The organism is Rhodococcus opacus (assembly GCF_012396235.1).
In the GTDB taxonomy this organism is placed as follows: domain Bacteria; phylum Actinomycetota; class Actinomycetes; order Mycobacteriales; family Mycobacteriaceae; genus Rhodococcus_F; species Rhodococcus_F opacus.
In genome coordinates this window covers 1-23,982 of sequence record NZ_JAAXPA010000008.1, presented here as the reverse complement: position 1 = coordinate 23,982, position 23,982 = coordinate 1, and the positions used below count along the sequence as shown (strand labels likewise).

Here is a 23,982-nt window from a genome sequence, read left to right as displayed (position 1 = left end):
GTCGCACAGGGACCCCAGTGTGACGCGGCTAACGTTCTGCGCGCACACCAGAACTCACGGGGGATGTACGTAATCTCGGTGAAGGAGCATTGCCATGGGGTCCGGTCCAGTCAAAGCGATCATGTGGAGCCTGCTTTTCGTGGGACTCGTCGGTGCGGGAGTCGGGATCTCCGAACTGCACGTTCCCTGGACGGTCGCATCGCTGATCGTCGCCTCGGTCTCCGGACTGGTCCTGCTCAGGATCCGCGCCGACGCGCACCCCGAACTGCACAGCGACCGCCGGATGGCTGCCGGCTGACCCCCGGTCATTCCGTCCGGAGACTGTCGGCCCACCTGCCGATATCGCCGCGTTCCAGTGCGAGCGCCAGCAGTTCCGGGAACTTGTCCGGTGTGCAGGCGAACGCGGGAATGCCGAGCCGACCCAGGGCCGCCGCATTGTCGTGATCGAACGACGGGGCGCCGTCGTCGGACAGTGCCAGCAGAACAACCACCTGGACGCCTGCGTTCTTCATCGCCGCCATCCGCCGCAGCATCTCCGCGCGGATCCCGCCCTCGTACAGGTCCGAGATCAGCACGAACAGCGATTCCGTCGGCCTGTCGATCAGTGACTGGCTGTAGGCGATGGCCCGGTTGATGTCGGTGCCGCCGCCGAGTTGCGTGCCGAACAGCACGTCGACCGGATCGGACAGCTTGTCGGTGAGGTCGACGACCGCCGTGTCGAACACGACCAGCGACGTCTTCAGCGCCCGCATCGAGGCGAGCACCGCGCCGAACACGGACGCATACACGACGCTCGACGCCATCGACCCGGACTGGTCGATGGCGAGGACGACGTCGCGGTGCACGGCCTGCGATCGGCGGCCGTATCCGAGCAGTCGCTCCGGCACCACCGTCTTGTATTCGGGCAGGTAGTGCGCGAGGTTGGCGCGGATGGTGCGATTCCAGTCGATGTCGCGGTACTTGGGGTTGGTGATGCGGGCCGACCGGTTCAGGGCACCGGTGACGGCGGTCCTGGTCTTCTGCGCGATCCGTTCCTCCACCTCCCGGACCACCTTCTCGACGACCATCCGGGCGGTGGCCTTGCTGGTCTCGGGCATCACCCGGTTCAGGCTCAGTAGCGTGCCGACGAGGTGGACGTCCGGTTCGACGGCGTCGAGCAGCTCGGGTTCGAGGAGCAGCTGGGTGAGGCCGAGTCGGTCGATGGCGTCCTTCTGCATCACCTGCACGACGCTGCTCGGGAAGTAGGTGCGGATGTCGCCGAGCCAGCGGGCGACCTTCGGCGCCGATCCGCCGAGACCCGCGCCGCGACGGCGGCTCTTCGACCCTTCACTGGTGGTGTCGTACAGGGCGGCCAGAGCGCCGTCCATCGCGGTGTCCGTCTTGGACGCGAGACCGCCGGTGGACTCCTCGGCGGCGTTGCCGAGCAGCAGCCGCCACCGTCGGAGCCGCTCCGCGTCTTCGGTCACGATGTCACCCCCAGAATGTCCGCGACGGTCCGGACCGCGATCGTGCCCCGACGAGCGTCGATCTCGGCGCGGGCATCTTCCGTGGACCCGCCCTCCACGGACTGCCCGATCGCCCGGCGTTCCCCGGTTTCGAAGCCGCCGAACGTGCGCCGCAGCAATGGCAGCACGTCGACGAAGTCCTGCTCGCGCAGTCCCGACACCCAGCCGTCGAGCAGTCGCAGCAGCTGCCGGTCGTGGACCAGCAGCAGACCTCCGCCGCCGAGGAAGCCGTCCACCCACCCCGCCTTGGCGGAGGGATCGGCGCCGACGGACAGCGCCCGCGACAGTCGGGTGGCGGACTCGGTTTCGCTGACGGTGCCTGCGTCGCGGAGCAATCGGACCATGCGTCCGATCACGAGGCCGTTCACGTCGCTGCGGTCGACGAGGCCGGCGAGCGTGCCGAGCCACCGCGCCGACGCACGATCGTCGTCGCGCAGCATCACCGCCGCATGGACGTCGTCGACGGCGCGGCGCAGGTCGAGTGCGCTGTCGTCGTCCAGACCCGACAGCGCCGAGGGCAGTCCCGCGCAGATGCGGACGAGCAGGCTGTCGGTGACGCGGGTGAGGGACGAGACGTCGGTGCCGCGGACGTCGCCGTATCGCAGCGTGCGGGTGAGCGCGGGCAGGGCATCCATCAGGTGCATCACGTCGTGGTCGAGCGTGGCCGCGGTCTCCAGCGCGCGCAGCAACTCGACCAGCGCATCTCCGAGATCCGACAGCAGGGCCTGCTCGAGCAGCCCGGTGAGCCGGGCGAGGGAGACGTCACCGGACGAGGCCTCCTCGCGCACCTTCGCTGTCGCCGCGGCCTCGACGGTGGTGCCCCACAGCGACGCCTCGATGATCGACACCGCCAGTTCGGGTTTCCAGGTGAGGGACCACGTCTCGCGGAACGTGCCGGTACCGCGGACGTCGCTGTCGGCCGGGGTGCCCCAGCCGACACCGAGGATCTGCAGGCGGTGCAGGAGCCGGGACCGCGCGACGTCGTTGTCTCGGCGCAGGTCGAGGTCGATGGTCTTCTCGGTGGCCTGCTGCTTGAGCCGCAGGGTCTTCGCCCGCGCCCGCAGGTCGGCGTCGAGGGGCACCGTCGGGGTGTCGTCCGGGACGGTGCCGAGAGCCTCGCCGACGACGAGTCGCCGCGTGATGAGGTCGAGCAGGACGTCGTCGCCGTCGCACATCACGGCGCGGGTGGCCTCGGTGACCTCGGAGAGACCGGCCAGCGGCCGCGCGCGCATCGCTGCCAACGTGTCTGCGAGACGGACGGATTCGATGACATGCGCACTCGATACCGGAAGGTCCTCGTCCCGCAGCACCCGCGCGACCTTGGTGAGCCATCGGGTGATCGTGCGGTCCGGTGCGGTGAACAGGTGGTGATACCAGCCGGGGGACGTGATCCCGGCGCCGTACCCCGACGCCGCGGACAGTCGTGAGTGCGTCCACGGCACCCACGTCAGCGAGGTCTTGATCTTGGGGATTCCCTTGAGGATTCGCGCGTCCGCGGTGGCCGGTCCGAGAGGTCCGGCGAGTACCGGGGCGTGCCAGGCGCCGCACACCACCGCGATCCGCTGGGCGCCGCCCTTGATCACCTTCCGCAGCGTCTGGCGCATGTACGCCTCGCGCCTGCTGGTGGGTTCGTCGAGTTCGACGGTGTCCCGCAGCGCGGTCATGGCCTCGGTGATCGCGTCGAACGAGTCGGGGCCCGAACCTGATTCGATGACGGCGTCCCACCAGCGTTCGGTGTCGTCGTAGCCCGCCGCGGCGGCCAACTGGGTCAGCGGATCCTCGGAGCGGGGGTCGGAGTCGTCGGCGGCGAGGGTGTTGGCGGCCGGAAGGTCGCAGAAGCGGACGTCGACACCGCGCCCGGCCGCCCACGACAGCGCCTGCCACTCCGGGGAGAACACGGCGAACGGCCAGAACGCCGCCGTCCTGGGCTCCCCGGTGGCATACGCGAGCAGGGCCACCGGAGGTTCCATGGTGTCGGAGGCAGTCAACGCGACCAGCGGATCGGCGTCCGCGGGCCCTTCGATGAGGACGGCGTCGGGGACGAATTCGTCGAGCGCGCGACGCACCGATCGTGCCGAACCGGGCCCGTGGTGGCGGATGCCGAAGACACGGACGTCGGAGTTCACCCGGTGACCTCGCGGCACGCCCGGTAGAAGTCGGCCCAGTCCTCCCGTTCGCGGACCACGGCCTCGAGGTATTCGGTCCACACCACCTTGTCGGCCACAGGGTCCTTCAGCACCGACCCGAGGATGCCAGCGGCGACGTCGGACGGACGGAGCACCCCGTCGCCGAAGTGCGCCGCGAGGGCGAGTCCGTTGGTGACGACCGAGATCGCCTCCGCCGTCGACAGCGTTCCGGACGGCGACTTCAGTGTGGTGCGGCCGTCGCCGGTGACGCCCGACCGGAGTTCGCGGAACACGGTGACCACACGCCGGATCTCGTCGACGGTCGCCGGGATTTCCGGCAGTTCCAGCGAGGACCCGAGTTGCTCGACGCGCCGCGCGACGATGGCGACCTCGTCCTCCTCGTTGGCGGGCAGGGGCAGGACCACCGTGTTGAACCGCCTGCGCAACGCGGAGGACAGTTCGTTGACCCCGCGGTCGCGGTCGTTCGCGGTGGCGATCAGGTTGAAACCCTTGGCGGCCTGCACCTCGGTGCCCAGTTCGGGGATGGGCAGCGTCTTCTCCGACAGCACGGTGATGAGTGCATCCTGCACATCGGCGGGAATGCGGGTGAGCTCTTCGACCCGTGCGATCCGCCCGCCCTGCATGGCCGTCATGACGGGGGACGGAACGAGTGCGCCCTCTGTCGGGCCCTCTGCGAGAAGCCTCGCGTAGTTCCAGCCGTACCGGATGGCCTCCTCCGGTGTCCCCGACGTTCCCTGGACGAGCAGGGTCGACTCGCCGGAGACCGCCGCCGACAGGTGTTCGGACACCCACGTCTTGGCGGTTCCGGGGACACCGAGCAGGAGCAACGCGCGATCGGTCGCGAGCGTCGCGACGGCCACTTCGATGAGCCGGCGGGGACCGACGTACTTGGGGGTGATGACGGTGCCGTCGTCGAGTTCGCCGCCGAGCAGGTACGTCACGACCGCCCACGGAGACAATTTCCACGACGGTGGCCGGGGCCGGGTGTCGTGCGCGGCGAGGGCGGCGAGTTCGTCGGCGTAGGCCTGCTCGGCGTGGGGTCGTAGCAGGTCGGCCTGGGCGGCCGCGATCTCGGTCACTCGAGCTCCTTCAGGACTGTTCTGCGGTGGTCGATGTTGGTGGCGACAGTGGCGAATGCCTGGTGCCAGCCGGGATCGCGGGTGCGTTCGGCGGCTGCTCGGAGAATCGGCGCCGCAGCGAACGGGAAGTGCGTCTCGGCGCTGCGGAGGGTCGAGTAGTGGCTGTGCCGGGAGAACTGCCCGAGGTCCTTGCCGGTCTCGGCGTGCCGCCCGGCGACGTCCTCGAGGCGAGCGATCACCCGCTCGGCCAGGTCGAGCGGCCAGGGATGGGGCAGACCGTCGAACAGTGCGGCGCCGTCGACGCCCAGCAGGTAGGAGTCGGCGCGACCCGACAGGATGTATGCGAGGCGTTCGCGGGCGGGGACGATCGGTACGACGCGACGTTCGGTCTTCCGCCCTTCGCGGTGCAGCAGAGCCGACGCCCAGCGCGGATTGCGTTGCAGCACAGTGGCGGTGGTCCACGCCTCCATCATCACCTCCCGCCACTGGTCTTCGATCCGGATCTCCAACGCGGTGGAGGCGGAGCCGATCATGCCTTCCCACACCGACAAGGGGGCTGCGGTGACCACCATCCGCAACCACCAGGTGCGGATTCCCTTGTTCTTGAAGTGGACGTCCTCGATGCCGTCGCGACGGGCCGAATCGTCCAGGGAACCGGGCATGTTCACCACGAGACGGGTACGCAGCGGCTTCTTCTCCACCCGCACCCATGCCCGGGCGCGAGCGGCCATTCGCCCGGCGTATGCGGAGTTCGGCAGCTGCCGCAGCAACTGGACCGCCTGCTGGCGCACCTCTTTCCGCCGGTCGTCGAGTGCGTGCTCGAGCAAGGCGGAGTCGGCGTCACTCAGCCCCGTTCCCAGAACGGCGATGAACGCCGCCCGGTGCTCGCCCCGTTCGGAATCCCAGGTGCGGCTCAATTCGGCCATCGCGATCGCCGGGTTCACCGCCCGCATGGTCGTGAGCCATTGCAGTCGTTCCTGGTGTGCGCCGTGTGTCCACACGTCGGTGCGATCGGACCGGCGGACCAGCATCGACCAGTCCGGGTTCTGCGCGGCGAGCCACTGGCCGCGGGAACCCACCAGTCGGAGAATGCTCTCGCGGTGGGTGTCGTTGGTGCGGGCCGAGGTCATCAGGTCGGCGACGAGATGATCCGGCGCGCGGTAATCCCGCTCGGCCACGACCGCGAACCACTCGGTGAGCGTCCACGACTTGGCCGCGAGCAACTGCATGAGATGCGACGCGGACCCGGGTGGCAACTGCAGTCTCGGATCGTCCTCGGCGGGTGCGGGCAGCACGCGCGCGGAGGCGGCGACCCCGCCGTCGCGGTACGCGTTCTCGAGGGCGGCGGCGCCCAGCAGAGTCTCCGCCGGATCGCCGCTGACCGAGTGTGCCAGTTCACCGGTGGCCAGATCCTCGAACGACGGGACGGTCCGTGCCGTGCCGAGCAGGGCTGCGGACAGGAGTTCGCTCATCGCCTACTCCCCACGGCCGAGGGTGTACCGGCCCCGAGTGGGTACACGTCGCCGCGATCGAACACGGACACGGGAACCAGCGATTCGCTGTTCCACTCACCGAACACGGTGACGGGACGGCCGCCGGACATTCCGAGGAGCCGCCACAGGACCGGGTCTTCGCCGGACAGCGGCAACGCGCGCCCCTGCGCGTCGACGACGAACCAGTGTCCGTCGTCGAATGCCGGGGTGACGCCGGTGAGCAGAGCCGGCCACGAGCGGACCCACGGGTCGGCTCCGACCGCGGCGGCGAAGTGGTCGAGAGCGGTGTCGATGTCGCTCGGTGCGACCGTGGTGAACGGTTCGGGGGTCTCGTGGACGTCGCCGAACTGGGCGCGCAGCGGTGCGGCGCCGGGGTAGAAGTGCAGGGTGGCGTCGACGAGCGATCCGAGCGGCGGGACCACTGTGGAGAAGTTCGCGGAGCCGTGCGCGAAGTCCAGGAGGATCGCGCGGCGACCGTGGTCGCGGCCGATCAACCACACCTTGCGGGTGAAGAGGCGCTTCTCCTCGGTGGTCTGCATTCCCAGGACCATCCACCGGTCGCGGACTCCCGGCTCGCTGCGCACGCTGCCGGTGGCCACCGGGTATCCCACGTGCGCGCGCACCGACGCCTGCAGGGGTTCCGGTAGTTCGCTCAGGCGGCGATGGGCGACGACGAGAAGGTGCAGCCTGGCGTACTCGCGGAGCAACCGGTCCGGCCAGTCTGCTCGAGTGGCCACGACGATCGGCAGGCGACGCAGGGCGGACGCGACGCCGGGCGCCTGGGCGTCGACCATCCGGGCCGCGATGGCGTCGAACGCGGATGCCGAGATATCGGCTGCGCCGAGCCCGCCGCGGATCTGGTCGGTGAGCCACAGGTCGAGTTCGTCGAGGCCCGCCGTCACCCGCTCGGCCCGGCGTTCGGTGGCCTTCACACCGGCCGTCTTGGTGGCCGGAGCCGCCGGAGCGGCTGCCCGCCCGGCCCTGCGGCTCAGCCATTCCGCCGCGAACGGGGGCGGTTCGGACTGCTCCGGGACCCGGCCCCGCGACCAGATCAGCAGCAGGCCGAGCGTGTGTTTGCAGGGAAATTTCCGGCTCGGGCACGAGCAGTTGTACGCCGGCCCGGACAGGTCGACGACCGATCGATAGGGGCTCTTGCCGCTGCCCTGGCACAGTCCCCAGAGCGCGCCGCCGTTGCTGCCCGTCTCCGACCACGCGGCCGACAGCTTTCCTGCGGCAGCGAGCGAGCCGGCATCGGGCGCGACCGATGCGACCTGTCCCTCCGACCAAGGCGACGTCACTCCGTCACCGTAGGGGAGTTGTCCGACAGGAAGGGAGGAGGGTGGCCGGAATTGTGGCCCAACTTCGGTGTGGACGTCGGTCTCCCGTGTCAAGCTGTCGTCAGGTACGACAGCGAGGGAGTGGGCCGGTGATCCACGGAAGGTATTTCGAGTTCAAGGGTCGTCCCGCCGTGCGGTTCCGGTGCACGTACCCGTTTCCCGTCCAGAGGCTGTGGGAGGCGGTGTCCGAGCCGGACGAGCTTGCACAGTGGTTTCCGTCACGGGTCCGCCTCGACACCTACGCCGGTGGCGACATCGAGTTCTTTCCGGAACCGCACAGCGACCCGGAGACGGGGACGGTCCTCGTCTACGGCGCCCCGTGCACGCTCGCGTTCACGTGGGGCGGGGACGAGATCCACTTCGAGGTCGAGCCGACCGCGGACGGGTGCGCCCTGACGCTCGTCAACGTTCTCGAGGTCCGCAACACTGCGGCCAGGAATGCCGCCGGGTGGAGTGTCTGCCTCGCCGACCTCGACCGGCACCTCGACGGGTCCGACGCGCCCGGTCACCGTGGAGATGCGTCCGCGGACTGGCGGCCGTTCTACCAGACCTATTTGGGAGAGGGGATGCCGTCCGGTGCGCAGATCCCGGGCGAGTCCGCCTGATCGCGGCCGTCGGCAGTCCGGCGGCGAGGGCGTTCGAACAGGCTCTCCACGTCCGACGCCGGCTCGTCCGGTTCCTCGACCGCGATGTTCCCGCCGGTCCTCAGCCACCCGTTCCGCAGTGAAGACGTCAACCAGTTGTCCAGCGCGGCTTGGGTTTCGAACTTCAGCACGATCACGCAGACATCCGAGGTGCTGCTCTCCTTGAGCCATCCTCCGCCGAGGAATCCGGGAAACAGCCGGGCGAGCCCGAGTCCGGTCTGGATCCAATCGGCGAATTCCTCGTCGCAGCCGGGAAGGACCCGGCGGACGATGGTCGTCGTGACGGACGCATCCACAGGCCCGGCTGTTCCGGCGCCCTCGGCCGCGTGCTCCATCGTTTCCTACCTCGGTTCCCGCTCACCCCCATGACACGTGCCACCTCAAACTACCAGCGGATACGAGCTCACAGGTCGTAGAAGGGCGCGGCGTACCTGAACGTGCCGGACATGCTCGGATCCCAGCGAGCGAGCAGGCGAACCTGGAAGTGGGACGACCACGAGGGCTGGTCCGGCTCGATCCCGACCGACGTTCCGGAGACGAAGCCGAACCGCGGGTAGTAGTCGAGGTGACCGAGCAGTGCCACCAGGGGTTCGTCCCTGGCGTCGGCGCCGCCGAGCGCGGCGTGCATCAGTGCCGAACCCACGCCGTGGCGCTGGAGGCCGGGGAGCACGCCGATCGGGCCGAGCGCGAGTACGTCCGTGGAGTCGACTGTCGCGCGGGTCAGGCACACGTGACCGGCGACGGACCCCGCCACTTCGGCGACGAGGGACAGTTGCGGAACCCACGCGTGGCTCGAGCGCAACCGGGTCACGAGGCCGACCTCGAGGGGAGCGTCACCGTCGAACGCCTGCCGGTGCACCGCCGCCACCGCGTCGATGTCGCCCGGATTCTCGCGTCGGATCAGCATGCGGACAGCGTGCATCGACGGGCCCGCGCCCGCAACGGATTTCTGACGGCGCCCGTTGTCCGGCCGGTAGCGGTGGACGGAAAGCGTTCTCCAATTGTGACCGTGTGACGTCTCCGGCCGAATGAATTTCCGGAGCATCGATAGCAGTATGGGCAGAACGTGAGTCGAGCAAACGACAACGGGAATCGAGGTGCGGGTGGTCGAGGCCAGAGTGGTCGGATACAGTTGCGGTGTGCAACACAACGAGGTCGAGCCGGAGGAAACGCCCGCATCGGGCGTGGTGGCCGTCCATGACGAACTCGTCCGCCTCGTCCGTCAACTGGTTGCCGGTGACCGCCCTCCCGTCGGATCCCCGACGTTCGCTCAACATTCGCTGCTCTCCTTCGTCGCCCGCAATCCGGGATGCCGGGCCACCCAGATCTCGGACGCATTCGGCGTGCACCGCTCCACCGTGTCGCGTCAACTCCGGGGCTGCATCGACGAGGGATGGGTGCACGCCGAGCCGGGACCGCTCCGCAGCGGTCACCCGCTGAGCCTCACCGACGGCGGGGTCGCGGTGCTGGCCGGCGCCGACGCACGCCGCGTGGAGGAAGTACGCGACCGGGTCGCCTCGTGGTCGGACGGCGAAATCGCCGCGTTCGCCCGGCACCTCCGGAAATTCCGCCAGGGCGGCGACACAGACCGTGACAGCATCGGAGACGACACCCGTGCGTGAGTACACCAGCGCCCCGACGTTCACCGTCTCCGACCACGAGAACGCCGTGCTGAGGGTGTTCGCGCACGCCGAGAGCCATCCGGATCGGGTGATGTACACCCGCCCGGAGTCCGGCGGATGGGTCGACGTGACGGCCAAGGACTTCGGCGCGCTCGTCGTCGGGGTCGCGAAGGGTTTGATCGCCAACGGTGTCCAGCCCGGCGACCGCGTGGCACTGCTGTCGTCGACGAGATTCGAATGGTCGCTGCTCGACTACGCGATCTGGGCGGCGGGCGCCGCGTCCGTTCCGATCTACGACTCGTCCTCGCACGACCAGATCCGGTGGATCATCGAGGATTCGGGGGCCGTCGCCGCGCTCGTGGAGACGCCGGCCCACGCGTCGAGTTTCGCGGGCGACGGCATCCCCTACACGCTGAAGCGGATCCTCACCATCGACGAGGACGCGGTGGGCACGCTCATCAGGGACGGATTGTCGATCGACGATTCCGAGGTGTTCAAACGCGTGGTGGCGCTGACCGCCAACGATCTCGCCTCGCTCGTGTACACGTCCGGGACTACGGGCCGTCCCAAGGGCTGCATCCTCACCCACCGGAACTTCCTGTCGGAGGTGCGGGCGTTGCTCGCGGCACCGATCGGTGACGTCGCCCGGCCGGGCAACCGGGTCCTGACGTTTCTTCCACTGGCACACGTGCTGGCGCGCGCGGTGTCGCTGGCGATGTTCGAGGCCGGCGCGATTCAGGCGCACTGGTCCGACTTCGGCACGGTCACGGGCGAATTCGAACGGTTCCGGCCCAACGCCATTCTCGGTGTTCCCCGCGTGTTCGAGAAGGTGCGGGACGGTGCGGCGCGCAAGGCGTCGTCGGCGGGCGGCCTGCAGAAACGGATCTTCGACTTCGCCGAGGCCACGGCGGTGGCGTACAGCGAGGCCCAGGACGCGGGTGGTCCGTCGCTGCGGCTCCGGCTCGAGCGTGCGCTCGCCGACAAGCTCGTCTACGCGAAACTCCGTGCCGCCCTGGGCGGCGACTGCTGGTGGGCGATCTCGGGTGGCGGGGCGCTCATGCCGAGGCTCGGTCATTTCTTCCGCGGCATGGGAGTTCCGGTCTACGAGGGCTACGGTCTCACCGAATCGACTGCCGCGCACTGCGTGAACGTCCCCGGTGTCCAGAAGATCGGGACGGTCGGTCAGCCCCTGAGCGGCAACAGTGTGCGCATCGCCGAGGACGGTGAGATCGAACTGCGCGGCGGCGTCGTGTTCGGCGGCTACTGGCGCAACGAACACGCCACCCGGGAAGTACTGGACGACGGCTGGTTCCGCACCGGCGACCTCGGCGACCTGGACGACGAGGGCTACCTCACCATCACCGGCCGCAAGAAGGATCTGCTGATCACCGCAGGCGGCAAGAATGTGTCGCCGGGACCCCTCGAAGACCGGCTGCGCTCGCACACCCTCGTCTCGCAGGCCGTGGTGGTGGGGGACGGCCGCCCGTTCGTCGGTGCCCTGCTGACCGTCGATCCGCAGGAATTCGACAAGTGGAAGTCCGCGCACGGCAAGCCGTCCGACGCCACGGTCGCGGACCTCCGCGACGACGAGGAGCTGCGCGGGGATCTGCAGGACGCGGTGGACGACGCAAACACCACCGTGTCGCACACGGAGTCGATCAAGCGGTTCGTCGTCCTCGGCCGCGACCTCACGGAGGCCGACGGGGAATTGACCGCCACCCTGAAGATCAAGCGTCGCGTGGTGACCGAGCGCTTCGCCGACGACATCGCGAGCCTGTACCGGCGGGGCTGACCCGCTACGGTGGCGGCATGACAACAGCTTTCGTTCTGTCGGGCGGGGCGAGCCTCGGGGCCATCGAGGTCGGCATGTTGCAGACCCTCGTCGGGAGAGGAATTCGGCCGGACCTCATCGTCGGCACGTCCGTCGGCGCGCTCAACGGCGCCTGGCTCGCCGGCGGCTCCTCCGACGCAGACCTGCGTGAACTCGCCGACCTGTGGCGCGGTCTCACCCGCAGTGCGGTGTTCCCCACCGGATTGCTCACCGGATTCACCGGTTTCGTCGGCCTCCGTAACCACCTGGTGTCCAACCGCTCCATCCGGAGGCTGCTCGAGCGGAATCTCCGGTTCGAGCGGATGGAGGACGCACCCACCCCGCTGCACGTCATCGCCGCCGACGTGCTGACCGGCAAGGACGTCCGGTTGTCGACGGGACCGGCCGTCGACGCCGTCACCGCCAGCGCGGCGCTGCCCGGCATCCTCCCACCCGTGGTGATCGACGGCCGCGCGCTGATGGACGGTGGGGTCGTCAACAACACGCCCATCTCCCACGCGATCGAACTGGGGGCCACGACCGTGTGGGTGCTCCCCACCGGATATGCGTGCACACTGTCGAAGGTCCCCGGAAGTGCCCTGGGTATGGGACTGGTCGGTGTGACCCTCGCGATCAATCAGCGGCTCGCCCTCGACATCGAGCGGTACGAGAGCGCCGCCGACATCCGGGTGGTGCCCCCGCTGTGCCCGCTGGACACGAGTCCCGCCGACTTCGGCGACGCCGACGAGCTGATCACACGGGCACGGGAGCAGACCGCGAAGTGGCTCGACGAGGCGCGGGTCGTCGAGGTCGGTCAGGCCGATCTGCTGCTGCCGCACGTGCACGGATGACCGTCAACGGCACCCCGCAGGTGCCGGCACCCCGGCCAGTCGCTCGTCGATCCAGCGCACCACCTCGGGCAACGCGAACACGGCCGCGGTGAGGTGCTCGCCGAACTGCGGGGCGTAGGCGACGTCGCCGCCACCGCCGCACCATTCCTGCTGCAGAGCGATCACCCCTTCCTCCGGAATCCACTCGTCGCCGAGGAACACCCGCGACGACCCGTGATAGAGCAGCACCGGCGTGGCCGGGGTGAGCGCGCCCATCCTGTTCTCGGCGACCAATTTTCGGGCGGTGGGATTGCCGAACGGGTCGGGTACGGCGAACAGTTCGGCGGGAAGCAATGCGATCCCGGCCGGCGCGAGCGCCAGGATGCACTGGTCCTTCAGCGGGGACGTCGCCAGCAGCACACCGAGTGGATTCGCCAATGTCAGCATTTCCGGATACTCGCGGGCGAGCCCGAGGACGGCGGACAGGTACAGACCCGAACCGAGCTGGCCGTTCATGGTCCTGCGCAGCAAACCGAAATCGGCGGGTATCCCGCCCGCGGCGGCGCCGGCGAGTTCGACGTCCGGCGCGTACGACGGTTGCAGTTGCGCTGCCCAGCCGGTGGCGATCGCACCGCCGCTGTAACCCGTCGCGACGACCGGACTGTCCGAGAGCCCGAGGCCGGGCAGCCGCTTCATGCCGCGAATGCTGTCGAGCACGGCATGACCCGCCATTCGTCCCGCGCTGTACGCCATCCGCGGTCCCTGGTGGTCGGGCACGAGCACCGCGTAGTTCTTCGCGAGGAACAGCGACAGCACCGGTGGGATGTCCAGGTCCAGGGTCTGCCAGTCGTGCACCATCTTGTAGGACGGGGTGCACCGGGCGCCCAGGGAGTCGATGGGCATGTTGTAGTCGACCACCGGTCTCGGTCCCGTCTCCGTCCACGCCGCGGTCGGCACCAGGACCGTCGCGGTCACCGGCACGGGGCGGTCCTTGGAATCGTTGGAACGCACCATGATCTGGTGGGCGCGGTGCGGCACCAGCGTGTTCGGGAACGCCCGGAGCGTCACTTCCCGTGAGCGAATGATCTCGCCGGCACCGAACTCCGCGACGTTCGGCGGCCACGCGAAGAAGTCGTCGTCCAGAATGGGGGACGGGAGAATGGATTCGGTCCCCAGGGGCTGGGCGGACACCCGTGGGGGATGGGCGCAGACATACGCGGCTGCGCAGGTGGACAGTGTCATCAGGACCACTGCACGAAACAGCTTCACCGCTACCACCGCCTGAGGTAACTGTCCCAGAATGTAACTGTAACTCCAGTCACATCATCGCAGATCGACACGGGTACAGCGGTGGTTTGTTTTTGCCGCTGGGTGGTTACTGTGTGTGCATGGCGGTCACCGTGGAGCGGGCAGTACTCGAGCAGGCTGAAGACATCGTTCAGATGCACTGGGACGCCGAGGATTGGATCCTGGCCAGGGAACTCGACGCACCCGCCCGGGGTGAGGTGTCGCTCGCCGACGTTCGTGAACAGATCGAGTCCGGGGAATGGCGTGTCGCACTGTTCGCGGGCATCGTGGTGGGGGCGCTGCGGGTGCTCCGGTCCGACCCGGACGTGTGGATCGAGGACGACATTCCGGCCGCCTACGTGGCCCGCGTCATGACCGACCGCCGGCACGCCAGCGCCGGACTCGGCGCCCAGTTGCTCCGTTGGGTCGACGAGCACGCCCGCTCCGAAGAGGCGTCCGTCGTCCGGCTCGAATGCGTCGAAACCAACGCCCGGCTCCGGGACTACTACGAGGAGCAGGGTTTCTTCCTGGTGGGTCGCAGGGACTTCGAGGTGGAGTGGCCGAGCGTGGTGCTGATGGAGAAATCCCTGCGCTGACCGTTCACAGCGGGTCGAGGATGCGGTGCAGGAACTGACGCAGTCTCGGCCCGGTCGGATTGGCGAGTACGTCTTTCGGTGTGCCGCGTTCGAGTACGACCCCGTTGTCGACGAACAACACCTGGTCGGCCACCTGCTGCGCGAACCGGATCTCGTGGGTGACGATCACCATCGTCCAGCCCTCGGTCGCGAGATCCCGGATCACGCGCAACACCTCGCCGACCAGTTCGGGGTCGAGTGCGGAGGTGGGCTCGTCGAACAACATCAGTTTCGGCTTCAGGGCGAGCGCCCGGGCGATACCGACCCTTTGCTGCTGACCGCCCGACAGCTGGTACGGGTACTGGTCCGCCTTCTCCGCCAAGCCGACCTGGGTGAGCAACCGCATCGCGTCCGCGCGCGCCACGTCCTTGGGGCGTTTCTGCACCACGATCGGGCCCTCGGTCACGTTCTGGATCACCGTCTTGTGCGGAAACAGGTTGTGGGCCTGGAACACCATGCCGCTCTGCCCGCGGAACCTGGCCAGCGTCGACCGGTCCACATCGGCGCCGAAGTCCACGGACACGTCGCCGATGGAGATCGTCCCGCGGTCCGCAAGGTCGAGGGCGTTGAGGGTGCGCAACACCGTGGTCTTGCCGGAGCCCGACGGCCCGATGATGACGGTCACCGTTCCTGCCCCGACGTCGAAGCTGATGTCGCGCAGGACGTGATGGTCGCCGAACGACTTCTCGACGCCGGATACCTGAAGCAGGGGAGAGGTGTCGGTCATGTGGCTACATACCTGTCGAGTCGGGCTTCGAGCCGGCCCTGGATGGCCGACAGGAAGATGCAGATCACCCAGTAGTACAGGGCAGCGACGCTGTACAGGGCGAAGAAGTCGAAGGTGGGCGCGGCCGCGAGCTGGGCGACGCGCAGCAGTTCGGTCACCAGGATCGTCGACGCCAGCGAGGTGTCCTTCACCAGTGAGATCAGCGTGTTCGACAGCGGCGGCACCGCGACCCGTGCGGCCTGTGGCAGGACGATCCGCTGCAATGTGGTGGTGTACCCCATCCCGATGGTCTGCGCGGCTTCCCACTGCCCCTTGGGGATCGACAGGATCGCCGACCGGATCACCTCGGCGGCGTACCCGCCGACGTTGAGGCTGAACGCGATCACGGCCGCCGGGAAGGGGTCGAGAACCACGCCGAACTGGGGCAGCGCGTAGAACACGATGAACAACTGCACCAGAAGCGGCGTGCCGCGGATGATGGAGACGTAGAACCGGGCGATCACCGACAACGGTCTGATCGACGAGATCCGGGCGAGCGCCACCAGCAAAGCGATGACGAGTCCGATGCTGAAGCTGATGATCGTCAACGGAATCGTCATGGTGACGGTGGCCTTCAGCATCGGCCACAGGTTGTCCAGAATCAGCTGGACTGTTGCGTCGTCCACAGGCAGGCTCTCAGTTGGTCGGTGCCGAGACGTCGGTGCCGAAGTACTTCTGCGAGATCTGGGCGAGCGTTCCGTCGGCGCGCAGTTCGTCCAGGGCCTTGTCGATGTCGGGCATCAGACCGCTGTCCTTGCGGGCCGCGAACGCCTGCTCGCTCGTGTCACCGGTCTCGGCGGCCACCTTCACACCGGTGTCGTTCGTCTGCTTCTGGTATTCGGCGACGGCCAGATTATCGTTGACGGTGGCATCGACGCGGCCGTCCTTGAGCAGCGTGATGGCCTGCACGAAGCCCTCGACGGATTCGACGTTCGCGCCCGCATCCCTGGCGACCTGCGCCCAGTTGCTCGTCGCGGACTGCGCCGTCGTCTTGCCGTTCAGGTCGGCGAGTGAGGTGATCGAGTTGTCGTCGGCGCGGGTGACGATCACACCCTCGGAGTAGGTGTACGGCGTCGACAGGTCGTACTTCTGGGTGCGTTCGTCGTTGACGGTCACCTGGTTGGCGACGAGGTCGTAGCGTTTCGCTTCTAGGCCCGCGAAGATCGAGTCCCACGGTGTCTGCGTGAACTCGACGGAGACGCCGAGTTTGTCACCGACCGCGCGGATGACATCCACGTCGTACCCGGTGAGCTGACCGTCGGGGCCCTGGTAGCTGAACGGTGTGTACGTGCCCTCGGTGCCGACCTTCAGGACCCCGGCCTCGCGAACCTGGTCGATGACCGGCCCCGAGTCGGAGTTCCCACACCCGGCCAGCGACAGCGCGGTCAGGACGGTGATCAGGACGGCCGGAAGTGTGCGTCGCACGGGGTTCCTCCTCTGTCGGCGGATCAGCTAACCGTACTGGTCGAACGCTACCCGGATAGGATCTTCGGGTCTCCTCAGGAAGTAGGTTTGTCGCGTCGTGCCTTCTCTCGCTCTCCGACGGCCGGTGTGGCTGCATCCGACGGTTTTTCGTATCGAGTCGTTGTCCGCGCTCGTCGTGGCGATGGCCCTCATCCCGGAGGCGCTGTCGTTCTCCATCATCGTGGGGGTCGATCCCCGGGTCGGCTTGTTCACCGCCGCGATCATGGCGATGACCATCGCGTTCACCGGCGGACGTCCCGCGATGATCTCCGCGGCCACCGGTTCGGTGTCGCTGGTGCTGGCCCCGCTCATGGCATCACACGGATTGCAGTACCTCATTGCCGCCGTCTTCCTCGGCGGTGCGATGCAGATCCTCCTCGCCGTCCTCGGGGTCGCGCGTCTCATGCGGTTCCTGCCTCGCAGCGTGATGGTCGGGTTCTGCAACGCGCTGGGGGTCCTCATCTTCGTTCACCAGTTTCCGTATCTGACGAACGTGCCATGGGCGGTGTACGCGCTCCTCGCCGCCGGTCTGGCGCTGCTCGTGTGGATCCCGAAGCTGACCACCGCGGTGCCCGCCCCGCTGCTGGTGATCGTCGGTCTCACCGCGTTCACCGTCCTCACCGGTGTCGCGGTGCCCACCGTCGGGGACCAGGGGGAACTGCCCGACGGACTGCCGACCCTGATCGGGCTGCCGGACGTTCCGCTCACGGTCGACACCCTGAAGATCGTCGCCCCGTTCGCGCTGGCGATGGCCGTCGTCGGACTGCTCGAATCATTGATGAGCGCCAAACTCGTGGACTCCGTCACCGACACACATTCGGACAAGACGCGGGAGTCGTGGGGCCAGGGCGTCGCGAACATCGTGACCGGGCTCTTCGGCGGCATGGGCGGGTGCGCACTGATCGGGCAGACCATCATCAACGTCAAGACCGGCGGCGCGCGAACCCGGTTGTCGACGTTCCTGTCCGGTGCGTTTCTGCTGATTCTCGTGGTCGGGCTCGGCGACGTGGTGGGGACCATTCCGATGGCGGCGCTCGTCGCCGTGATGGTTCTGGTGGCCGCCACGACCTTCGACTGGCACAGCGTCCGCACGCTCCGGCGGATGCCGCTGAGCGAGACGATGGTGATGCTCAGCACCGTGGCGGGCACCCTGGCCACGGACAATCTTGCGATCGGTGTCGGTGTCGGCGTGCTGGTGGCGATGGTTCTGTTCGCGCGCCGGGTGGCCCACATGGTGGACGTGCGCGGCGAACTCGACGGCGACGTGAAGACGTACCGGGTGAGCGGTCAGCTCTTCTTCGCCTCGTCCAACGACCTCGTGTTCTCGTTCGACTACGCCGACGACCCCGGCCGCGTCGTGATCGATCTGTCGGGCGCCACCATCTGGGACGCGTCCACCGTGGCCGCGCTCGACGGCATCACCACCAAGTACGCGAGTCGCGGCACCGACGTCACGGTGGAGGGGCTGAATCCCGTCAGCGAGGAGCGGTACCGCAGGCTGACCGGCCGGCTGGGCGACTAACCTACGGTTTCCCGCAGGTACGCGAGGTCCTCGGCCAGCCCCTCCGCCGGTGTCTCGAGGACGACGGGCGCGTCGGCGGTGCGCACGACCTCGGCGAGCAGTTCGGCGTCGATGGTTCCGTCGGCGAGATTGGCGTGCCGGTCGCGGGCCGAGTTGAACTCGTCGCGGGAGTTGTTGAGGTGCACCAGGTCGATGCGTCCGGTGATGGCCTTGATGCGTTCGACGACACCCACCAGTTCCTCACCGCCCGCCCACGCGTGACAGGTGTCGAGGCAGAATCCGGCGCCGAAATCGCCGACCTCCTGCCACAGCCGGTCGATGGCGTCGAAGTGCCGTGCCATCGCGAAGTCGCCGCCTGCGGTGTTCTCGATCAGGATGGGGACGGGGAATCCGCCCTTGTCTGCCTGGCGTTCGAAGAGTTTGCGCCAGTTGACGATCCCCGCGTTCACGTCCTCGCCGTCGCGGACGTGGCCGCCGTGGACCACCAGCCCGAATGCGCCGATGTCGGCGGCGGCCTGGGCCTGCTGCGCGACGGCGTTGCGGGACGGCATCCGGAGCCGGTTGTTGAGGCTGGCCACGTTGATCACGTACGACGAGTGCACGACGACGTCGATGGGGCTGTTCCGGATCTCGTCGGTCCGCGGATGCGTCGGCGGCTTCTCCCATTTCTGTGGGTCCGTGAGGAACATCTGGATGACGTCGGCGCCGAGCGTTTCGCCGTATCCGATCGGATCTTCGTCCTGGCGGACGTGTGCTCCTATGCGCATGAATCCAGGGTAGGGGGTGGGTGTGTCCACGTCCTTTGTGCTTGTGATCGCAGGCTTAACGTGGGAGATGACCCGGTTCATGTTCTTCTCGCGCTTTAAGCTTGCTATCGCAGTCATAGGGGTGGACTTCGGGGCAGAATCGGCGCACACTGTCGTTAAGCGTCCGTCGACAAGCATTGCACCGATCAGGGAGGCTTCATGGCAACCCCACGCCGCCGCGAGCGAACCGAGACCGGCGGAGTCGCCGACGGGTTCGTCGCGCGGCGGCACCAGCTCGGGCTGACGCAGGCGGAGCTGGCCGACCTGGCCGGGGTGTCGAGGTCGAGTGTGCAGTCGATCGAATCTGGTCGGGGGACCGTGCAACTGGACCTCGTCGTCGCCGTCGCGGACGCGATGGGGTGCCGTCTGGCGCTCGTCACCCGCTCGGGTGTGGAGGTGGCGTCCTGATGGTCGAGAACCTCAGCAGTGTCGACCGCGCCGACGTCTACAAGGGCGAACGCCTCGCGGGCAGTCTCGTGCGGGAGGGCGGTGACGTCGTCTTCCGCTACGACACCGCCTACCTGCAGGACCCCGGCGCCCCGCAGGTCGCATGGACGATCCCCACGTCGTCGACCGAGGTGCGCGCGAGTGGGGGCAGCGTCCCGCCGTTCTTCGCGGGGCTCCTCCCGGAAGGAATCCGGCTGCGGGGCGCGGTGGCAGCCACCAAGACGTCCGAGGACGATCACCTCACAATCCTGATGGCGGTCGGGGCCGACACGATCGGCGACGTGCGCGTCCTGCCCGCGGGGGTGCCGCCGCCCGAGACCGCACCGATGTTCGACCCCGACGCGGTCGAGCGCCAGGACCTGCGGGCGCTGTTCGAGCACATGTCGGGGCACGAGGCGGTGAAGCTGGACCCCACCTCGCTGCCCGGTGTTCAGGCGAAGGTGTCGGCGCAGATGTACTCGACGCCGATCGCGACAGAGAAGGGTCCCGCCATCCTCAAACTCTCACCACCGCAGGGGTATCCGCAGTTGGTCGAGAACGAGCACTTCTTCATGGGACTCGCCGCGCAGTGCGGGTTGCCCGTCGCCGATCATCAGCTGGTGCGTGACGGGAAGGGCAATGCCGGTCTGCTCGTCGCCCGTTTCGACCGGCGCGTCGATCCGTCCGGCCGCGTCATCCGCACACCCCAGGAGGATGCGTGCCAGGTGATGGGGATGTTCCCCGCCGCCAAGTACCGGCTGAAGACCGAGAGCGTGATCACCGCGCTCGCCGGCGTCTGTGAGCGCGGCGGCGGTTCGGCGCGGGTGGCCACCCTGGAACTGCTTCGGCTGGTGGCCTATTCGTACGCGATCGGCAACGGCGACCTGCACGGAAAGAACTTCTCGGTGCAGCTCGCCGAATCGGGGTTGTGGAGTGTCACACCCGCCTACGACCTGCTGTGCACCCAGCCGTACCTCGGATGGCGCGACCCGATGGCTCTCGACTTCTACGGCAAGGCGAACAAACTGAACCGCAGGCACTTCGTCGAATCAGGTGGGCGCCTCGGTGTTCCCGAGCGCGCGGTCACCAGAATGCTCGACGGCGTCCGCAAGGGCATCGGACGGGGCATCGAGGAGATCGAGACGATCGGCTTCACCGCGAAGGAGAACGCCCTACTGCGTACGCTGATGGAACGGCGCTCGGACGAACTGGGCTGAACCGGTTCACCACACTCGAAACGCGCTGTCCGAGAGCGTGAATCCGTGGCCCACATCGCTGCGGCACGTGACCCCGGACGTCTCGTCGACGAGGCACATCAGGTCGTTCACCTGCAACGCGGTGCCGTACGACAGTGCGGGCGCGGCGGATCCGTCGAGGGGGTAGTACCGGGGATCGCCGGCGCTGGCGAACTGACCGGCGCGGCCACCGGTGACCTCGATCGCGTTGGGCGTCACCGGGGTGCCGGACGCGCCGGCACCCGGAACCTTCGGCGCCGACGCCGGCATCGGGCCGTGACAGCCGGCGGTCGGGAGGTCGCCGCCGGTGAGGATCGCGCAGTGGAACTTGGTGCTCGGCGTCGTGAAGTAGTAGCTCCCCGCCGCGGTACCGGCAAACGTCTGCGGGTTTGCCTCGGCCGGGGTGTTCGTGGTGGTGGTAGTCGTCGTGGTGATGGGGCTCGTCGACGTGGTTCTGGTCGTGCTCGTCGTACTTGTCGTCGTCTTCGGTGCGGTCGTCACCGCCGGGGTGGTCGCGGGCCCCGCGACGGCGCCGGTCTCGGGGGATCCGTCGACCGAGCGACCGCAACCGGCCACCACCAATGCCGTCGCGAACAGAAGCACCGCACGCACCGTGTAGGTCATGGTGGAGAGCCTAGAACCGCACCCCGCCTCGGCGGTCGCGGCACGTCGGACGAAATTCTGGGACAGTGGTGACCAGCGAACTGCCAGGAGGTCCGATGTCGGAAAGCACCCAGTACGAGGAGCGGCGTGCACGCATCTCGCTGCAGGTCCGCCAGTGGTGCGAACGATCCGCGATCACGGGCACCCACGCCCCGTTGTCGGACGCCGCTGCGGTGCTGATCGCCGCCGGACACCTCGATTCGCCCACCCGGCAGGTACTCGCCCACCGGCGTCGCGCGGGCCGCACCGTCCCGTCGATCGGCGGCTTCGGGGCACTGCGTCTGCTGACGGACGAGTACCACCAGGTGGCGCGCCGCGCCGACAGCCTGCGTCCCGGACCGGCGCAACTACTGTTCAAATACCGTGCCACCGAACTGGGCCGCAAGCTGCAGTCGTCTCGGTCTGCGGTCGTGATGTCCCCGGCGCACTACGGCAACGGTGTCCGGGCGATGCGGCGGGATCGGCGTGAGGGCGTCCATCTCGATCTCGAACAGCGTGAGGCTCTGTTCCGGGCTCTGCAACGCACACCGGCGCCGATCGCGGGTACCGCGCTCGAACGTGCAGGCAACTATGCCCGCGGCACGGCGGCGGAACGACTCGGCCAGGCGGCCGAAAACACGCCGATGGCCGCGGTCGGACGACGCGTCGCCGACGCCATCGGCAAGGGCGTCGATCTCGACAACGACAGATTCGCCGACTCGTACGACACCCTCCTCTACCTGGCGGGGATGCTCTTCGACAGGATCGACGGTTCTGCAGTCTGGCATTCGGAGCACTTCGCGATCCAGCGGTACCAACTCGACCTCGCCGAAGAACTGACACAGATCGCCGTCGACACCGTGGCGCTGCGCGGAATCCGGACCGAGCTCGACGAAGCGCTGCGCGCCACCCATTCCGACACGGCGCGCGAACAGATCGAGGCCCGGCAGAACGCGCTGAAGCCGGTGTGGGATCAACTGGTCGACCGCGTCGCCGCACTCGCACGGATCGGCGACCTACTGTCCCGAGCCGAGGTGCAACTGCGGTCCGTGCTGGCGGTCAACCGGGCGATGAGTCTCGACAGCCGCATCGACGAACTCATCGCACGCTCCGGCGACCGCGAGCTGTCGGCGGAGAACACCCATCACGTGGGCGATCAGTTCGGCGGGGTGGAGGAGCTGATGCTCACCTACCAGTCGGCGCTGTACGGAGACATCGCCGAACTCACCTCCTGGTCGGGTGGGAACAGGTGACCCCGGCGACCGCGAAGGTAGCCGCCGCCACCTCATGACGCGCGCAGGTGTGCCGCGGACGGGAGCGGTGGGGCCGCCGACCGGTAGTGGTGTCCGGTCGGGGTGCCGAGGTCGATGAGGTGGGTGCGGCCGGGCCGCTGTATCGGGCGGGCTGTCCAGCCTGGTGCTTCCTTCGCGTAGTTGCAGGCCTCGCACAGTCCGGACCCGTTTCGCGCGGTGGTCGCCCCGTGCTGTCGGCGGGAGCGGATGTGGTCGTGGTGCCGGATCGGTGCATCGCACCACGGCGTACGACACGTGCGGTCGCGGAGGTCGATCATCTTTCGCAGGCTTTTCGGGAACGTGCGGGACTGGGATTCCATCGCGGTCAGCGCCCCCGAGTGCGGGCAGGAGTACACCCGCTGTAGCGATGTCTCGGTGTCACTGTCGACGGCGTCGGCCACCAGCCGCCGGGCGATTCCGGCCGGCATCGGCCCGAAGCCGTGCAGCTGCGCGGCCTCGTGCCCGCCGGCCAGCAACGTCTCGTCCGAGAGGACCAGGTTCACCGCCACCGGGACACCCGACGCCACTGACGCTCCGGTGCCGCGCTCGAACAACAGATCCACCATCAGCTGATTGCGAGTGCGACCACCACTGTCCCCGGTCGCGATCAGACTGTCCGCATCCCGCCCCAGGGTCGCCTGCAGACACACGGCCTGCTCCACGGGCATCAGCACGCTCAGATAGGCCATCGAATCCGGCGCCGGGCGTGTCGTGACCCGCCGCTCCGACACCGCCTTGCGATGCCGGGCCACGACCGCCGCGGCGTCGAGTTCGACCGCCAACGCTTTCGCTCGTGCGATCAGCCCGCGGTCGCCAACCCCGTCGAGAATGGCTGGATCCGAGCACAACCGGCGGTCCACGATGCCCCGATCGGCAGCCGACAGGCATGCTGTTTCCCGCACCAACAACGTCGCCCGCCATTCGTTCAACCGCCCGGTCTGCAACATGGCCAGGGTGTGCGGCATCTCGTGCACCAGAGCCTGCGCGAAACCCAGATGCCGCCCGCCGCGGTTCGGGGACTCTCTGCGCGCCAACGCAATCTGCGACGCGACACCCCGGTCCCACTCCACCCGCGGCAACCCCGCGGCCTTCCGGTCCGCACGGATACTCGTGGCGACGCCGTCGGTGATCACCGCCTGCGCCGCACACCCGACCGACTTCAACGCCTCGATCGCGTCGAGCAGGTCGATCCCCAAGCCCGCATCCCCGTCAGCGGAAACCACCCGCAGCCGTGCCGCGAACGCCCGCAACTCGTCCAGATCCGGTGCCATCAATTCCCCCACAACCAACCTCCCCCAAGGTTCGAATGTATGTGGCGCTCCTCACCTTTGTGTGGGTAGTTTGGGGTCGATTCCTCCGAGGTTCAGGTAGATCATCGAGGTCAGCGATTCGGCGGAGTGGTGCCCGTAGCCGCGAGCGTTGATCAGTCGGATTTTTGAG

General features: G+C 68.2%; 24 protein-coding genes. 10 read left to right on the top strand and 14 right to left on the bottom strand.

The annotated features are described in order from the left end of the window. Nucleotides 1-94 precede the first annotated feature (94 nt). Nucleotides 95-298 carry a hypothetical protein gene (locus HGB39_RS12500; protein ID WP_005252231.1) on the top strand — a complete coding sequence of 68 codons (204 nt, stop codon included), beginning with the start codon at nt 95-97 and terminating at the stop codon, nt 296-298. A 7-nt stretch (nt 299-305) separates the two neighbouring features. On the opposite strand, the gene HGB39_RS12495 is transcribed toward HGB39_RS12500, so the two are convergent. Genes HGB39_RS12495 through HGB39_RS12475 form a run of 5 tightly spaced genes read right to left on the bottom strand, consistent with a single transcriptional unit; the run spans nt 306 to nt 7,522 of the window. Continuing rightward, nucleotides 306-1,466, bottom strand: a complete 1,161-nt coding sequence (locus tag HGB39_RS12495; RefSeq protein ID WP_005564868.1) for a VWA domain-containing protein — start codon at nt 1,464-1,466, stop codon at nt 306-308. Continuing rightward, nucleotides 1,463-3,631 (bottom strand): DUF5682 family protein, encoded by a 2,169-nt coding sequence (locus HGB39_RS12490; RefSeq protein WP_182624648.1) that lies wholly within the window; start codon nt 3,629-3,631, stop codon nt 1,463-1,465. Before HGB39_RS12490 ends, HGB39_RS12495 begins: the two co-directional genes overlap by 4 nt. After that, nucleotides 3,628-4,731, bottom strand: a complete 1,104-nt coding sequence (locus HGB39_RS12485) for an ATP-binding protein (protein WP_005564872.1) — start codon at nt 4,729-4,731, stop codon at nt 3,628-3,630. The genes HGB39_RS12490 and HGB39_RS12485 overlap by 4 nt, the downstream gene beginning before the upstream one ends. Further along, the gene (locus HGB39_RS12480) at nt 4,728-6,203 is read right to left on the bottom strand and encodes a DUF5691 domain-containing protein (protein WP_005564874.1); all 1,476 of its coding nucleotides are present in this window, start codon (nt 6,201-6,203) and stop codon (nt 4,728-4,730) included. Before HGB39_RS12480 ends, HGB39_RS12485 begins: the two co-directional genes overlap by 4 nt. After that, entirely contained in the window at nt 6,200-7,522 is a 1,323-nt protein-coding gene (locus HGB39_RS12475; RefSeq protein ID WP_005564876.1) for an SWIM zinc finger family protein, read from the bottom strand. The genes HGB39_RS12480 and HGB39_RS12475 overlap by 4 nt, the downstream gene beginning before the upstream one ends. A 128-nt stretch (nt 7,523-7,650) precedes the next feature. Between HGB39_RS12475 and HGB39_RS12470 the strand changes: the two genes are divergently transcribed. After that, nucleotides 7,651-8,166, top strand: a complete 516-nt coding sequence (locus HGB39_RS12470; RefSeq protein ID WP_005564877.1) for an SRPBCC family protein — start codon at nt 7,651-7,653, stop codon at nt 8,164-8,166. On the opposite strand, the gene HGB39_RS12465 is transcribed toward HGB39_RS12470, so the two are convergent. Together HGB39_RS12465 and HGB39_RS12460 are read right to left on the bottom strand one after the other, a co-directional pair. After that, nucleotides 8,112-8,540 carry an antibiotic biosynthesis monooxygenase gene (locus HGB39_RS12465; RefSeq protein WP_005564878.1) on the bottom strand — a complete coding sequence of 143 codons (429 nt, stop codon included), beginning with the start codon at nt 8,538-8,540 and terminating at the stop codon, nt 8,112-8,114. The genes HGB39_RS12470 and HGB39_RS12465 overlap by 55 nt on opposite strands. Nucleotides 8,541-8,608: 68 nt before the next feature. Continuing rightward, nucleotides 8,609-9,112 carry a GNAT family N-acetyltransferase gene (locus HGB39_RS12460; RefSeq protein ID WP_005564879.1) on the bottom strand — a complete coding sequence of 168 codons (504 nt, stop codon included), beginning with the start codon at nt 9,110-9,112 and terminating at the stop codon, nt 8,609-8,611. A gap of 190 nt (nt 9,113-9,302) precedes the next feature. Between HGB39_RS12460 and HGB39_RS12455 the strand changes: the two genes are divergently transcribed. The 3 genes from HGB39_RS12455 to HGB39_RS12445 are packed head-to-tail and all read left to right on the top strand — an operon-like array spanning nt 9,303 to nt 12,488. Beyond that, nucleotides 9,303-9,827 carry a MarR family winged helix-turn-helix transcriptional regulator gene (locus HGB39_RS12455; protein WP_007298026.1) on the top strand — a complete coding sequence of 175 codons (525 nt, stop codon included), beginning with the start codon at nt 9,303-9,305 and terminating at the stop codon, nt 9,825-9,827. After that, nucleotides 9,820-11,619 (top strand): AMP-dependent synthetase/ligase, encoded by a 1,800-nt coding sequence (locus tag HGB39_RS12450; protein ID WP_005564881.1) that lies wholly within the window; start codon nt 9,820-9,822, stop codon nt 11,617-11,619. The genes HGB39_RS12455 and HGB39_RS12450 overlap by 8 nt, the downstream gene beginning before the upstream one ends. Before the next feature lie 17 nt (nt 11,620-11,636). Then, entirely contained in the window at nt 11,637-12,488 is an 852-nt protein-coding gene (locus HGB39_RS12445; protein WP_005564882.1) for a patatin-like phospholipase family protein, read from the top strand. 3 nt (nt 12,489-12,491) lie between these two features. On the opposite strand, the gene HGB39_RS12440 is transcribed toward HGB39_RS12445, so the two are convergent. Then, the gene (locus HGB39_RS12440) at nt 12,492-13,736 is read right to left on the bottom strand and encodes a lipase family protein (protein ID WP_005564883.1); all 1,245 of its coding nucleotides are present in this window, start codon (nt 13,734-13,736) and stop codon (nt 12,492-12,494) included. A 119-nt stretch (nt 13,737-13,855) separates the two neighbouring features. On the opposite strand from HGB39_RS12440, the gene HGB39_RS12435 reads away from it, so the two are divergent. Then, nucleotides 13,856-14,350, top strand: coding sequence for a GNAT family N-acetyltransferase (locus HGB39_RS12435; RefSeq protein ID WP_005258099.1), 495 nt, complete (start codon nt 13,856-13,858; stop codon nt 14,348-14,350). Nucleotides 14,351-14,354: 4 nt separating this feature from the next. On the opposite strand, the gene HGB39_RS12430 is transcribed toward HGB39_RS12435, so the two are convergent. Genes HGB39_RS12430 through HGB39_RS12420 form a run of 3 tightly spaced genes read right to left on the bottom strand, consistent with a single transcriptional unit; the run spans nt 14,355 to nt 16,580 of the window. Then, nucleotides 14,355-15,116 (bottom strand): amino acid ABC transporter ATP-binding protein, encoded by a 762-nt coding sequence (locus HGB39_RS12430; protein ID WP_005564884.1) that lies wholly within the window; start codon nt 15,114-15,116, stop codon nt 14,355-14,357. Continuing rightward, the gene (locus tag HGB39_RS12425; protein WP_005258090.1) at nt 15,113-15,781 is read right to left on the bottom strand and encodes an amino acid ABC transporter permease; all 669 of its coding nucleotides are present in this window, start codon (nt 15,779-15,781) and stop codon (nt 15,113-15,115) included. Before HGB39_RS12425 ends, HGB39_RS12430 begins: the two co-directional genes overlap by 4 nt. Before the next feature lie 10 nt (nt 15,782-15,791). Continuing rightward, nucleotides 15,792-16,580, bottom strand: coding sequence for an amino acid ABC transporter substrate-binding protein (locus HGB39_RS12420; protein WP_005564885.1), 789 nt, complete (start codon nt 16,578-16,580; stop codon nt 15,792-15,794). Between the two features lie 97 nt (nt 16,581-16,677). Between HGB39_RS12420 and HGB39_RS12415 the strand changes: the two genes are divergently transcribed. Further along, nucleotides 16,678-18,141 (top strand): SulP family inorganic anion transporter, encoded by a 1,464-nt coding sequence (locus tag HGB39_RS12415; protein ID WP_043788853.1) that lies wholly within the window; start codon nt 16,678-16,680, stop codon nt 18,139-18,141. Here the strand turns inward: HGB39_RS12415 and HGB39_RS12410 are convergent. After that, nucleotides 18,138-18,908, bottom strand: coding sequence for a deoxyribonuclease IV (locus HGB39_RS12410; protein WP_005564888.1), 771 nt, complete (start codon nt 18,906-18,908; stop codon nt 18,138-18,140). The two genes, HGB39_RS12415 and HGB39_RS12410, sit on opposite strands and share 4 nt — an antisense overlap. A gap of 198 nt (nt 18,909-19,106) precedes the next feature. On the opposite strand from HGB39_RS12410, the gene relB reads away from it, so the two are divergent. After that, complete coding sequence (relB, locus tag HGB39_RS12405) at nt 19,107-19,355, top strand: type II toxin-antitoxin system RelB family anti-toxin (protein ID WP_005258081.1); 249 nt, start codon at nt 19,107-19,109, stop codon at nt 19,353-19,355. Then, entirely contained in the window at nt 19,355-20,590 is a 1,236-nt protein-coding gene (locus tag HGB39_RS12400) for a type II toxin-antitoxin system HipA family toxin (RefSeq protein ID WP_005258080.1), read from the top strand. Before relB ends, HGB39_RS12400 begins: the two co-directional genes overlap by 1 nt. Nucleotides 20,591-20,596: 6 nt before the next feature. Here the strand turns inward: HGB39_RS12400 and HGB39_RS38590 are convergent, their stop codons facing one another. Continuing rightward, complete coding sequence (locus HGB39_RS38590; protein WP_005564890.1) at nt 20,597-21,232, bottom strand: hypothetical protein; 636 nt, start codon at nt 21,230-21,232, stop codon at nt 20,597-20,599. A gap of 95 nt (nt 21,233-21,327) precedes the next feature. On the opposite strand from HGB39_RS38590, the gene HGB39_RS12390 reads away from it, so the two are divergent. Continuing rightward, complete coding sequence (locus tag HGB39_RS12390; protein ID WP_043788856.1) at nt 21,328-22,503, top strand: hypothetical protein; 1,176 nt, start codon at nt 21,328-21,330, stop codon at nt 22,501-22,503. 32 nt (nt 22,504-22,535) lie between these two features. Here the strand turns inward: HGB39_RS12390 and HGB39_RS12385 are convergent, their stop codons facing one another. Beyond that, the gene (locus HGB39_RS12385; protein ID WP_064079812.1) at nt 22,536-23,825 is read right to left on the bottom strand and encodes an HNH endonuclease; all 1,290 of its coding nucleotides are present in this window, start codon (nt 23,823-23,825) and stop codon (nt 22,536-22,538) included. Nucleotides 23,826-23,982: the final 157 nt, after the last annotated feature.

Coding starts and splice junctions, on each gene's coding strand:
- HGB39_RS12500 (WP_005252231.1), top strand. CDS start 95: ATGGGGTCCGGTCCAGTCAAAGCGATCATGTGGAGCCTGCTTTTCGTG.
- HGB39_RS12480 (WP_005564874.1), bottom strand. CDS start 6,203: ATGAGCGAACTCCTGTCCGCAGCCCTGCTCGGCACGGCACGGACCGTC.
- HGB39_RS12465 (WP_005564878.1), bottom strand. CDS start 8,540: ATGGAGCACGCGGCCGAGGGCGCCGGAACAGCCGGGCCTGTGGATGCG.
- HGB39_RS12460 (WP_005564879.1), bottom strand. CDS start 9,112: ATGCTGATCCGACGCGAGAATCCGGGCGACATCGACGCGGTGGCGGCG.
- HGB39_RS12445 (WP_005564882.1), top strand. CDS start 11,637: ATGACAACAGCTTTCGTTCTGTCGGGCGGGGCGAGCCTCGGGGCCATC.
- HGB39_RS12435 (WP_005258099.1), top strand. CDS start 13,856: ATGGCGGTCACCGTGGAGCGGGCAGTACTCGAGCAGGCTGAAGACATC.
- HGB39_RS12430 (WP_005564884.1), bottom strand. CDS start 15,116: ATGACCGACACCTCTCCCCTGCTTCAGGTATCCGGCGTCGAGAAGTCG.
- HGB39_RS12410 (WP_005564888.1), bottom strand. CDS start 18,908: ATGCGCATAGGAGCACACGTCCGCCAGGACGAAGATCCGATCGGATAC.
- relB (WP_005258081.1), top strand. CDS start 19,107: ATGGCAACCCCACGCCGCCGCGAGCGAACCGAGACCGGCGGAGTCGCC.
- HGB39_RS12400 (WP_005258080.1), top strand. CDS start 19,355: ATGGTCGAGAACCTCAGCAGTGTCGACCGCGCCGACGTCTACAAGGGC.
- HGB39_RS38590 (WP_005564890.1), bottom strand. CDS start 21,232: ATGACCTACACGGTGCGTGCGGTGCTTCTGTTCGCGACGGCATTGGTG.
- HGB39_RS12390 (WP_043788856.1), top strand. CDS start 21,328: ATGTCGGAAAGCACCCAGTACGAGGAGCGGCGTGCACGCATCTCGCTG.